Genomic DNA, 12,384 nt, shown 5'->3' with positions numbered 1-12,384 from the left:
CCAGCGCCGCGTCCGCATCGCCGCGCACGCTCGCGATCCCGGCCCGTTGCACCATCGCCAAGCCGTCGACGGCGCGGAGGCGTTCGCGTTCCATCGCCCGCGTGATCCGCTCGGCCTGTGCGAGGTGCGCGTCGCGGTCGATCCCGCACGCCGCCGCCAGGATATGGGCTCGCGCCCGCGCGTGGCTCGCCTCGGCGCGCACCATCGACACCCGCAACAGATGCGCGCGCGCCACGGCTCGCCAGCGATCCGCGACGAGCGCGGCCGCGCGCGCGCCGTCGCCCGCATAGATGTACGCGTGCAACGTCGCCAGGAACTCCCAATAATGTTGCAGGTGGAATCCTGGCCGCGACCACCGCTCGATCGCGTCGCGACACACGCGCAGCGCCTCGGCTGGATCGTCGCGCACCAGCCACGCGGCATTGGGCACGCCAATCGCCAGATTGGTCATGGAATAGCGGTCGCCGCGTTCGCGCGCGTCCCGCAGCGCCGACGCAACGGTACGGCTCATCTCGCGCCACTCGCCCAGCCAGTACAGCGACCACAGCCGGTACTGGATCAGCACGGCCGCCTCGTACGATGCACCGTGACGCCCGGCCAGCAGCGCCAATGCGCGCTCGGCGCGGTCCCGCGCGTCGCGAAACTCACCGACCTGATACGACGCGATCGCGTGTGCGCCGTTGACCCATGCGACCAGCATCGGGTCGTCCAGATCCTCGGCGATCTGCATGGCGCGGTCGGCGATCCGCCGGGCGCGCGCGACCGCCTTGCGCCCGGCCAACGATCGATACGACGCCTCCACCGCGAGGGCGCGCGCTACCTCGCGCCGCTGGCCGAGAGACAGAGCACTCAGCAAATGGCGCGCCTGGAAGTCCATCCCGAGCGGCAGATCGCACATCGCGAACCCGACCGCCGCCGCCCACAATACGTTCTGGCGGCCGAGCACGTGTGGCGACAGCGACGACGGGTCGCGCTCGCGAAACCGGAGACCGCGCACGCGCACCCACGCGCGCCGAGCGAGAAAGGACAATGTCGCGCCCATCCGCGTGCGCGGCATGCGGACGCCGACTTCGGTCAACACCCCCTCGAGCGCGCGTATGCCCTCGTCGACGTGACCGCTCCACAAGTACGACTCGGCGGCGCGGCTCGCAAGTTCCATCCGGTCGGCGGCCGCCCCGGATAGCTGCGCGGCCTCGCGGTAAATGTCCGCCGCCTCGGACCGCCGGCCGGCGTGCGCGAGCGCGTCGCCGAGCCGGGCCATCAGCGCCGCGCGCGCCTCGCCGCGCGGCTTCGCGAGCGCGAGCGCGCGGCGATACAGATGTGCCGCGCGCTCGAACGCGAGCGCGGCCATGGCCGCCTCCGCAGCCTCCACGCTGTAGTCCGCCGCGCGGCGCACGTCGCCGGCATGTTCGAGGTGGATCGACAGCGCTTCCGCATCGCCTTCGCCGGTCGCCTCGTACACCTCGGCCAACCGCGCGTGCGTGTCGCGCAGTTCGTCCGGGCTCATCGACAAGAGCACCGCCTCCCGCACGCGATCGTGAAAGCACTCGATCGCGTCCCGATCGCGCGCGCCGCGCGCGTGAACGAGGTTGGCCGCCCGCAGTTCGCCCAGCGCCACCGCATCGTCGACACCGAGCCGCGCCGCGCGCGCTGCGACCGCCTGCGCGATCGGACGCCCGGCCACCGCGATGACGCGCAACAGGCCGCGCGCCGGCGGCGACAGCTCGGCAACCCGGCTGGCGAGCACCTGATCGAGCGTCAAGTTGTGGCCGATCGACGTGAGATCGTCCTGACTGCGGATCCAGCTGACGACCTCGTGCACGAAAAACGGGTTGCCGCCTGCTTCGCGCCGTATCGACTGGGCCAAATGGCCGGCGACTTCGCCGTCGCCGCCGAGCAGCGACAGCGCAAGCTGTTCGGTCTCTTGCGGCGACAGCGGCTCGACCGCCAACGACAGCGCCGCTCCCTGCGTCGGCAACAGCGCGCGCAACAGCGGGCTGGCGGCGGCATCCTCGCGGCGATACGCGCCGATCAACAGCACCCGCGGCGCGCGGCGCGGCCGAGTGACGTGTGCGAGCAAGCGGGCGCTGTCGACGTCTCCCCACTGGATGTCGTCGATGAACAGCACGAGCGGCTGCTGCCGTCCGAGGCGAACCAGCAGCTCGCGCAGCGCATCGAACGCGCGCCTCCGCAGGTCGTGCGGCTCGAGTGCGTCCAGATCTCGACGCGACGCCCCCATGATCGCCTCGACCCGCCGCAACACCGGGAACAGGCGCGCGAGCGCGTAGACGTCCGGTGGCATCAGATCCCACACCGCGCGTCGCGGCAGGTCGACGAGGTACCGGCTGAGTTCGTCGATCAGGTCGTCGAGCGCCTTGTACGGTACGGACTCGCGGTCGTAACAACGGCCGGTCAGCACGACGGCGTCGCCGCGGGCACGCAGCTCGTCGAGAAAGTAGTTGACGAGTGCCGTTTTACCGACGCCGGAGCTGCCGTGGACGAACGCGGTGCGCGTCGCGCCGGCAGCGACCGCACTGAACGCGGACCGCAACAGTTCGATGTGACCGGCTCGCCCCACGAACACCGGCGCCGTGGTCGTCCGCGCGACGCGAGGTTGGCTCGCCCGCGTGGCGCGCCCCGCGCGGACCAGGATCTCCTCCGGCCCCGGCCTCCGGTTCGGGTCGCGCGACAGCAAATCCATGCAGAGCGCGGCCAGGTCGCGCGGGGCGTCGGGGTTTAGCTCGGCGACCGGCCGCGGATCGCGGCGCTGCTTGGCCGCGATCACGTCGCGCGCCGGGCCGACGAACGGGCGCCGTCCGGTGAGCGCCTCGTACAACATGACGCCGACGCTGTACCAGTCGGACGCGGGCGTCACGTCATCGCCCGCGCCCTGTTCGGGCGCCATGTACGCGGGCGTCCCGACGACGCGGCCCTCGCGCAAGCCTGTTCCGGCTGGCGTGAGTTCCGCGACGACTCCGAAATCGAGGATCACCACCCGTCCGGCCGCCGTCACCAACACGTTGGACGGCTTGACGTCGCGGTGTAGGTGGCCGGCGGCGTGCAGTGCGCGCAGCCCGTCGACCAGCTGTGCGAGGGTGTCGCGCAGCCGCTCGATCTGGCCCCGCTCGATCACCGGTGGCGCAATGTGCGGCGCAACGCGCACCGCGCCGAGCGGCATCCCGTCGGCCGCGGTCGCGGTCGCCATCGCGCCAGCCGGCACGGTGACCAGGGACAACGTCTCGGCCGTCTGTTCCTCGTGCACGGATGCAGACTCGGACATTGCGGTCGCGCGCTCCCCCTCGACCCCGCGCACGTAGGTCAGAAAGTCCTCGCCCTCGACCAGTTCCATGGTGAAGAACCACTCGTCGCCGGCGTTGACCAGCTCGTACAGATTGACGAGGTTCCGGTGGGTGACGTCCGCGAGCGCGCGAAACTCCTGCTTGAATCGGTACAGCGCCAGCGGGTCGTAGCGCCGCAGCAGCTTGAGCGCGACCGTCCGACCGCGCTCGTTGTCGCGCGCGCGGTACACGACCCCCGTCGCGCCGGTGCCGATGCGCTCCTCGATCGCGAACCGATCGGTGCCGCGAAATTCGTCCCGCGCGTCAGCCACCGCCGCCGCCACCGAGGCGGGCCGCCAGTTCACGGTGCCGCGCGCAGCCGAGCACCTCGCGGGCGCGCGCCGCACTCGCCCGCCCCGGCGCCGGCAACCGCCGATGCAGCGCGCGCACGCGGGCGGCGGCCTCGGCCACGCGCGCGCGAAACGCGGCGTCGTCGCGCGACCGCCGCACGAGTGCCTCGCGGGCGGCGGCCTGCGCGTCCTCGTCGGCGCACAGGAGCAGCGCATCGCACCCCGATTCGATCGCGCGCACCGCCGCTTCGGCGGCACCGAAGTGGTCGCGGATCGCGCGCATGTCGAGATCGTCGCTCAGCGCCACGCCGTCGAAGCCCACCTCGCCGCGCAACACCTCTCGCAGAACGCGGGGCGACAGGGTGGCGGGCGCCGTGTCGTCGACCGCGGCGAACACCACGTGCGCGGTCATGAACATCGGCATCCCAGCGCGCGCCGCTCGAACGAACGGAACCAGTTCCACCGCGCGGAGCCGGTCGATGCAGTGGTCGACGCGCGGCAACTCGAGATGGCTGTCGGTCGACGTATCGCCGTGCCCGGGAAAGTGCTTGCCGCACGGCACCACACCGGCGCGCTCGAGCCCGGCGGCGAACGCGAGCGCTCGATCGGCGACGGAACCCGGGTCCGTGCCGAACGCGCGGTCCCCAATGACCGGATTATCGGGGTTGGTGTGCACGTCGAGCACGGGCGCGAAGTCCACGTCGAACCCCAGTACGGCCAGTTCGGCGCCGAGCGCCTCGCCGACAGCCCCCGCGAGAGCGCGCGCCTCGGCGGGATCGAGGCGATCGAAGGACAACATCGCCGGCCACCGCGTCGCCGGCGCGCGCACCCGCTGGACCCGGCCGCCCTCCTGGTCGACCGCGATCAACGGCGGAGGCGCGCCCGCCGCAGCCGCCCCGTGGATCGATTCGGTGAGGTCCACCGTGGCGTCGACGTCCAGACACTCGTCGGCCACCGCCAAATTGCGGGCGAACACGACGACCGCCCCCACCTCGCCGCGCGCGATCGCGTCGCGGAGCGACGACGGCGCCGCGGCCCCGTGGAAACCGACCCACAGCAGCTGCCCGATGTCCCGTTCGATCTCCCCCACTGCGGCGAGGGTAGCAGCGGACCGGTCGCCGGCGAAAGCCCGCCGCGCCCGCGCTTTACGGCCCCGGCAACAGCGGCGCGTCGCAGGTGAGCCCCGGGTCGGGACAGTCGGCGACGACCTCCGGGTGCAGCAGCACGCGGATGAGCACGTCTCCCGCTTGTGCGCTCACGTGGTGCAGCATCACCGCACCCGCCTGCGGCGGCGCGTCGACGGCGTCGATCACGTGGAACCACACGGCGCACGCATCGGTCGCCACGACCGTCGGGCCGGCCGGTGGCGCATCGCCCACCAAGGGAGACAGGCCCACCTGCCAGTGCGGTTGCCGCGCGCCGCCTACGATCTGCCATTCGCAGCCGCCCGGGCTGTCGCCGCGCGGCACCGGCGCGTACGTCTTCGGGCACAGGGCCGGCTCGCCAGCGTCGGCGACGGCCACGGTACACGCGACGGTGCGATCCGCGCCCATCTCATTGGCGCAGTCAAATGGGTCGGGCACATCGGCGGCGTCGCACGCGTCGTACGCCGCACACAGTTCGATCGGCACGTGAAACGCCGGGTCGTCCACTCGGCCCTCGATCGCGCACTCGCCCCATCCGGCGCCGCCCGGCGCGTCGTCGCACGCGCGCACGCCGACCACGCACACCGCCTCGCCCTCCTCGGTCGTCGCGCTCGCGTAGCAGGGCGACGACTCGGCGTACGGCTCGCCGTCGCAGTTGTCGTCGATGCCGTTGCACCGTTCCGGTGCGCCCGGGTACACGTCGCCGTCTTCGGGCATACAGTCGCGGGATGCGTCGTCAGTGCCGTCGCACACGTCGACGCGCGAACCACACTCGGTGTAGTTGTCCATATCCGGATCCCACCCGTCGTCACACACGCCATTGCAGTCGTTGTCGACGCCGTCGCAGTCGTCGTCCGCGCCCGGGTGAACGTCGCCGTCGCGATCGTCGCAGTCGACGCGTTCGAGCTTGGGCGGCTCGCACGACGCGCCGCCGTCCTCGATCTTGCTGCCGCACACCGTAAAGCCGTCTTCGTCCGCGTCGAACTCCGCGTCGCAACCGTCGCGGCAGTCGTTGTCGAGGCCGTCGCACACCTCGTCCGCGCCCGGATGCACATCGGGGTTGGTATCGTCACAGTCGTCGCAATTGGTGACGCCGTCGCCGTCGCCGTCGACCTCCTCGTCGACCTGGCCGTTGCAGTTGTCGTCCACATCGTTGTCGCAGCGCTCCGGCGCCGACGGGCCGACGTCCGGGTTCGAGTCGTCGCAGTCGGCCGGGGCGCGATCGCCGTCGCAGTCCATATCGTCGGGCGGCGCGATCACCGCCTCGTCGTAGACGAGACATCCCGTGTCCGATACGTCGTAGTCGCCGCCGCCGCGCAGGACGACCTGCCACCGCAGCACCTTCCCGTCCGCGAACGACACGGGGCCGTCCAACCGCCCGAACCCCACGCGTTCCCCCCTGGAGGTCCCGATCACGGCCACCATCACCTCCGCGTCGGTCCCGCGCATCGCGTCGGCCGGCCGCAATAGCAGCGCATAGGGATCGACGGCCAGATCGCGGCCGGCCGCCAGATCGATCGGCGGCAGCCGCTGCGCATCCTGGATGTACGTGCCGGTCGGCCCCGCCCGGCCGATGAAGAACTCCAAGCGGTCGATCGCCGGCGGGGTCGTCGCCGCGTCGCGACTCACCTCGATGAGCAGCCCGGTGTCGTCGCCACATGCGGCGGCGGCCACCGCCGCGGCGAGCGCAAACGCCAACCGACGAGGCCCCCGTCCCCGACAGGATAAGCTAGGATGAACGCGCATAAGAAGGCTCCATCGTCAGTTTATCCTGAACGCGGATCACGTGGCGAGCGACAAAAAGCGCCCCGACGACAAGGAGATCGCGGCGCGCCAGCGCGCGATGCTCGACCGGCTGCGCGAACTGAGCGCCCGCACTCCCGCGACCGCCGAGCGGCGATCCGACTCGGATTTATGGGGGCCTACCCGCGTCGAGCCGCTGCCCCCGGCGGAGCAGTTGCTGCCGGATGACCACCGCCCCACGGTCCAGCACATCCCTCGCGCGCTGGGCCGCCGTCCGATCGGCGCGCGCGACGAGACGCCGGACAGCGCGCCGACCTCGCAGATCCATCGGGTGCCGGCCGAGCCCACGCCCGCACCACTGCCGCCGCAACCCGAACTCGAACAGGCGGCTCAGTCGTGGTTCGAGCAAGTGCCGACGAGCCCGGCGTCGCCGGTGGGTCCGTTCGGCGCACTCGACTCGGCGGTGACGGGCGCGACCCCGGTGCGCGATGGGACCGGTGCCGTCGTGGCGGGCGACACCCGGCCGGCGACGCGGTCGCGACTGCGGCCGCCCGGCGGGTGGGCCGACCGCGCACCGTGGACACTGCCGGCGCTGCTGGCGGCTACGTCGCTCGCGGTCGGCATGGTGCTCGGCGCGCTGCTGTTCGGCGGTGCCGCGGCGCCGGCCGCCGCCGACGCGGGCGCGTGTCGTCCGTGTCCCGATCCGGCGGCCGCGGCGGACGCCGGGCCGACGCCGCCAGCGCGCGGCCGGCGTTGACGGCGGGCATCGCGCGATCAGATGCAACTACACCCACGCGGTGCCATCCGGTCAGGGGTGGCGCGGGAACGGCGCGGCGCGGCCGACGAGTTCGAGCCGCGCGGGCGTCGCCGCGGCCGAATACACCGCCCACTCGCCGCCGCCGTCGCGGTCGAGCGCCAGCACCACCTCGCGGCGGCCATCGCCGTCGACGTCCACGACGCCGACGAGGTCCAGGCGTTCGCCGTCCCCGCCCGCGATCCCGCGGATTGCGAACCGCGGCTCGCACCGCCGCGCCGGCGCGGCCGCCGCGCCCCATTCGTCCGCGAACGAGCCGCCCGCGAGCACGTCGGCGAGCCGAAACACCTCCGGGTGGCCGTCGCCGTCGATGTCCACCACGAGCTGGCCGGCGGCAGCGCACGCACCGCCGACCGCGGCGCGCGGCGGCGGCTCCACCTCGTCGAACGGCCGCGCGCGGTAACCGCCGCCCGGCTCGAGCGGGGCGACCGCCAACCCGCACCCGGCCAGCGCCGCCGCGCACTCCGGGATGTCGCGCGCCGGGTCGCCCGGCCGCGCGGGCGCCGCGCACGGCGACCCGCCGGCGTACGAGCCGAGCGCGACGCGCGGAGCCAGCCCGACGTCCGCCGCGCCCGCGACGCGGAACACGCCGGCGCGCCGGCCGTCCCACGCGAACACCGCAAATGCCCGCACCTCGCCGCGCGCGACCGCACGCGACACGGCCGACGGGTCGGTCGTCCACCGCGTCCCTGCGATCACCAGCGGCAACACCGCCGGTCGGCCGCCCGCCGCCTCCGGGCACATCTGGCCGACGACCGCGCCGGCCACCGCGCCGGCCACCGCGTCGGGGCGCGGAGGCGGACGCGATGCGGACCGCGGCGCCGGGGCCCGGCGCGGCCCGGCCGAACACGCGATCGCGAGCGCGGCCGCCAGACCGGCCCACCGCACCAGAGTCTCCGTAGCACGAGGGACCACGGCGAGTTGGGCACACGCCGCAGGCAACGCGGTTGCCCGCGCGCGGGTCGTTTGTTGGCACAGCTCCACGGTTTGACGGGTTCGCGAGCTCGTGCGTATAGTCCGCGAGCTTCGTAGCCTGCTGTTTTCCTTGCGGAGGAACAATGACCTCGCGATTGTTGCACGCGGTAGCTCGGGTTCGCACGGGCCTGCCCCCGGCGCTGGTGGCCGGCGTGGCCGCCCTCGCCCTGACGGCCGCACCGGCGCGCGCCCAGGTGCAGCCGGGCGGCGGCATCCCGCAGCCGGGCGCTCCCGGCGGCGAAGGCCTGCCCAAACCGAAAGGCGTCGCCGAGCCGGCGCCGAAGGTGCCGGGCGCGCTGCCGACGACCCCGGTGCTGCCGCCGCCGAAGGACGACGGCAAGAAGTTCCAGCTGTTCGAACTCGACGGGTACTTTCGCCTGCGCACGGACTGGTTCAAGAAGCTGGACCTCGGCTTCCTCGACACGCCCAACTTCGGCGCGCCGTTCCCCAACCCGTTGGGCTGCGACGCCGACGCGGAGGGCGGCGGCGACGCCTGCCGCGAATCGCTGCGGTCCTCCAACATCCGGCTGCGCCTCGAGCCCGTCGTCCACATCGACGAAAAATCGTCGGTCCACTTTCAGGTGGACATCTACGACAACTTCGTCCTCGGCTCGACGCCCGACGGGTTGCTCGCCGACGGCTCGCCGCCGCCGCAGTACATCCCGATCGAGGCGTTTTCGCCCAGCGGCGCCCCGGCCCAGGCCGGCCGCAATCTGGATCGCGACGCGATCGTCGTCAAGCGCGCGTGGGCCGAGGTGATGACGCCGCTTGGCCTGCTCAAGTTCGGGCGCATGCCGTCGCACTGGGGCATGGGCATCCTCGCCAACGCCGGGGGGGCGGACCCGTTCAGCGGCGAATACGACCTCGACAGCGACTACGGCGATACCGCCGATCGGCTGATGTTCGGCACGATGATCCCCGGGACCAACTTCCGCGTCGCGATCGCGACCGACTGGCCATCGGTGGCGCCGACCACTGCACAGACCGACGCCTACCGCAACCGGTTCGACGGCCAGCCGTTCGACCTCGACGACAGCGACGACGTCTATCAGTGGATCGTCGTGCTCGCTCGACTCGACTCGCCCGAGCAGTTCGCCGACCGCCGCGAAGCCGGCGAGCTTGCGCTCAACTACGGCACCTACTTCGTGTGGCGCAAACAGGACTACGACCAAAACGGCACGACCATCGGCCAGGCGCCGACGGGCGAGTACGCCTACCGCGGCGCGCGCGCCTATATCCCCGACGTCTGGTTCAAGCTCGCCTACAAGCGGCTCCAGATCGAAGCGGAGGCGGTCGGCGTGTTCGGCACGATCAAGCAGCTCGACGACGTATCGTCGTCGCTGGCCATCGACGACGACCAGGAGTTCACCATCCGTCAGTTCGGTGGCGTCGCGCGCCTCACCTACCGGCTGCTGGACGACGACCTCACCCTCGGTCTGGAAACCGGTTTCGCCAGCGGCGACGAGTGGGACAACGAGCCGATGGGCCGCACGAACGTCACGCGCGCGAAGGCGCTGCCGGGCGAGGGCGACCTGTCGATCAACGCCTTCCGGTTCGACTTCGATTACGAGGTCGACCTGATCCTGTTCCGCGAGTTGATCGGTACCGTCACCAACGCACTGTATTTCAAGCCGACTCTGCGCTACGACCTGACCGACCGGTTCACCTTCAAGAGCCAGGCGGTGTGGAGCTTCGCGCACCGGCCGGTGGCGACCCCGGGCAACGGCGCGATGTACGGCGTCGAACTCGACGGTGACCTCGGCTACCAGAACGGCAACTTCTTCGCCGGCGTCTCGTACGGTGTGCTGTTCCCGCTGTCGGCCCTCGACCACCCGGCCGACCTCGGCTACACCGGAGAATCGGTCAACGGCCGCAAGGTCGTCGGCGACGCCGAAACCGCCCAGACGTTCCAGACCCGGCTCGTAGTCACGTTCTGACGCCCTGGCGCGGCGGCCGGCGGCCCGCGCCGGCCAGTGTCGGAGTCGACGGCTAAGGTCCGGCCATGGCGAAGGCGACTCGACGGGCCATCTACGTGTGCCAGGCGTGCGGCCACACCGAGTCGCGCTGGCTCGGCCGCTGCCCGCAGTGCGGCGAGTGGAACGCGCTCGTCGAGGAGGCCGCGCCGACCGCCCCGCGCGCGCCGGCGGCCGAGCGCCGCGCCGCCGCGCAACCGATCGCGATCGATCAGGTAGCCGACGCCGACCCGGAGCGGCGACTCGCAACCCGCATCGGCGAACTCGATCGGGTGCTCGGCGGCGGGCTCGTCGCCGGCTCGCTCGTCCTGCTCGGCGGCGAGCCGGGCATCGGCAAGTCGACGCTGCTGCTGCAGGCCCTGCGCGGCATCGCCGAGCAGGGAGCGCGCGTGCTGTACGTCACCGGCGAGGAATCGGCCGCGCAGACGGCGATGCGCGCGCGCCGAGTCGGCGCGGTCCACCCGAACATCTCGCTGCTGGCCGAGACGCACCTCGAGCGCATCCTCGCCGCGGCCCGCGCCGCCGCCCCCGCCGTGCTCGCGGTCGACTCCATCCAGACCCTGCACACCGAGCTGCTCGAGTCGATTCCCGGCTCGGTCGGCCAGGTGCGCGACTGCACCGCGCGCCTGCTCGGTTACGCCAAGAGCGAACACGTGCCGACGATCCTCGTCGGCCACGTCACCAAGGACGGCGCGATCGCCGGGCCGAAGACGCTCGAGCACGTGGTCGACGCGGTGCTGCAGTTCGAGGGCGAGGGCGCCAGTCCCTACCGCGTGTTGCGCGCCAGCAAAAACCGCTTCGGGTCGACGCAAGAGCTGGGCGTGTTCGAGATGGCCGCCGGCGGCCTCGCCGAGGTCGTCAACCCGTCGGAGCTGTTTCTGGCCGAGCGCACCGCCGGTGCGCCCGGATCCGTCGTCGTCGCCAGCGCCGAAGGCACGCGCCCGATCCTCGTGGAGGTCCAGGCGCTGGTCGCGCCGCCGTCGGCGGGCGTCGGCCGGCGCACCGCAGCCGGGGTCGACGGCAACCGGGTGTCGCTGCTTCTGGCGGTACTCGCCCAGCGCGCCGGCTGCGACGTGATCTCCCAGGACGTGTTCGTCAACGTCGCCGGGGGCGTGCGGCTCGCCGAGCCGGCCATCGATCTCGGCGTCGCGTGCGCGGTGGCGTCGTCCGCGCGGGGGCGCGCGGTCGACCCGCGCACGGTCGTGTTCGGCGAGGTCGGCCTGGCCGGCGAAGTGCGCGCCGTCCACCTCGCGGAGCTGCGCCTCGCGGAAGCGGCCAAGCTCGGGTTCACGCGCGCGATCGTGCCGGCGCACAACGCCAAGCGGCTCGACGGCACGCCCGCCCTCGAGCTCGTGCCGGTCCGCCACGTCGACCAGGCGCTCGACGCGCTGTGACCGGCGCCGATCAGCGCCGCGGCCGCTTGCGGCGCGGTTTCGACTTGCCGCCGGCGTCCCCGGCGTCGACCGACCCGCCGAGCGCCTCGATCTGCTCGCGCGCGAACGCCTCTCGCTTGGCGTCCTTGCCGGCGATCAGCGCCAGGTATTTGCGAAACGCCTCGATCGCCCGATCGTTGTCGTGGTTCTTGCGGTACATGTGGCCGAGGTCCCACCACGCGTCCGCGTGGTTCGGATCGATCGCCAGCGCCCGCTCGTAGCTCGCGATGGCGAGGTCGACGTCGTCGTTGCGGCGATGGACCGCCCCGAGGTTGAAATGGTACTCGGCGCGCGACGGATCGAGTTCGATGGCGCGCTCGAACATCCGCTTGGCGTCGTCGAGCCGCTTCGCGTGGCGGTAGGCGATGCCGAGGTTGTTCGCGTAGGTCGCCTCCTTCGGCGCGAGCCGCACGGCCTTCTCCAGATGCCACAGCGCCTTGTCGACCTGCCCTTGCTGGCGCAGGATCACGCCGAGGTTCGCGTGAATCTCCGGGTTGTCCGGGTCGAGCCGGCACGCGCGCCGCAGCGCGCGGATCGCGTCGTCGGGCTGGCCGTTGCGGTAGTACGCCATCCCGAGGTTCGACCACACCACCGGATCCTTGCGCAGCCGGTCGGCCGCGCGCTCGTACGCGGCCACCGCCTTGGCGTACTCGCCCTTGCGCTTGTACAGGTG

Annotated in this window: 8 protein-coding genes; 3 read left to right on the top strand and 5 right to left on the bottom strand. The window is 72.4% G+C overall.

Annotated features, from left to right (window positions below):
• From D6689_00385 to D6689_00375, 3 genes are all read right to left on the bottom strand, one after another.
• A partial coding sequence (locus D6689_00385) for a hypothetical protein (protein RMH45236.1) occupies positions 1 to 3,622 on the bottom strand: 3,622 nt, incomplete at its 3' end.
• Positions 3,603 to 4,718 (bottom strand): beta-N-acetylhexosaminidase, encoded by a 1,116-nt coding sequence (locus D6689_00380; protein RMH45235.1) that lies wholly within the window; start codon positions 4,716 to 4,718, stop codon positions 3,603 to 3,605. The genes D6689_00385 and D6689_00380, both read right to left, overlap by 20 nt.
• Before the next feature lie 55 nt (positions 4,719 to 4,773).
• Entirely contained in the window at positions 4,774 to 6,519 is a 1,746-nt protein-coding gene (locus D6689_00375) for a hypothetical protein (protein ID RMH45234.1), read from the bottom strand.
• 40 nt (positions 6,520 to 6,559) lie between these two features.
• Between D6689_00375 and D6689_00370 the strand changes: the two genes are divergently transcribed.
• Positions 6,560 to 7,273 (top strand): hypothetical protein, encoded by a 714-nt coding sequence (locus D6689_00370; protein RMH45233.1) that lies wholly within the window; start codon positions 6,560 to 6,562, stop codon positions 7,271 to 7,273.
• Positions 7,274 to 7,324: 51 nt separating this feature from the next.
• Here D6689_00370 and D6689_00365 read toward each other — a convergent pair whose 3' ends face one another.
• Complete coding sequence (locus tag D6689_00365) at positions 7,325 to 8,218, bottom strand: hypothetical protein (GenBank protein RMH45232.1); 894 nt, start codon at positions 8,216 to 8,218, stop codon at positions 7,325 to 7,327.
• A 170-nt stretch (positions 8,219 to 8,388) separates the two neighbouring features.
• Here D6689_00365 and D6689_00360 point away from each other — a divergent pair, with 170 nt between their 5' ends.
• Complete coding sequence (locus tag D6689_00360) at positions 8,389 to 10,242, top strand: TIGR04551 family protein (GenBank protein RMH45231.1); 1,854 nt, start codon at positions 8,389 to 8,391, stop codon at positions 10,240 to 10,242.
• A 65-nt stretch (positions 10,243 to 10,307) separates the two neighbouring features.
• Positions 10,308 to 11,672, top strand: a complete 1,365-nt coding sequence (gene radA, locus D6689_00355; GenBank protein ID RMH45230.1) for a DNA repair protein RadA — start codon at positions 10,308 to 10,310, stop codon at positions 11,670 to 11,672.
• A 10-nt stretch (positions 11,673 to 11,682) separates the two neighbouring features.
• Here radA and D6689_00350 read toward each other — a convergent pair.
• Positions 11,683 to 12,384: tetratricopeptide repeat protein (locus D6689_00350; GenBank protein RMH45229.1), on the bottom strand; the 702-nt coding region annotated here is incomplete at its 5' end.

This window comes from Deltaproteobacteria bacterium (genome assembly GCA_003696105.1).
In the GTDB taxonomy this organism is placed as follows: domain Bacteria; phylum Myxococcota_A; class Polyangia; order Haliangiales; family J016; genus J016.
This window is presented reverse-complemented; position numbering and strand designations above follow the sequence as displayed.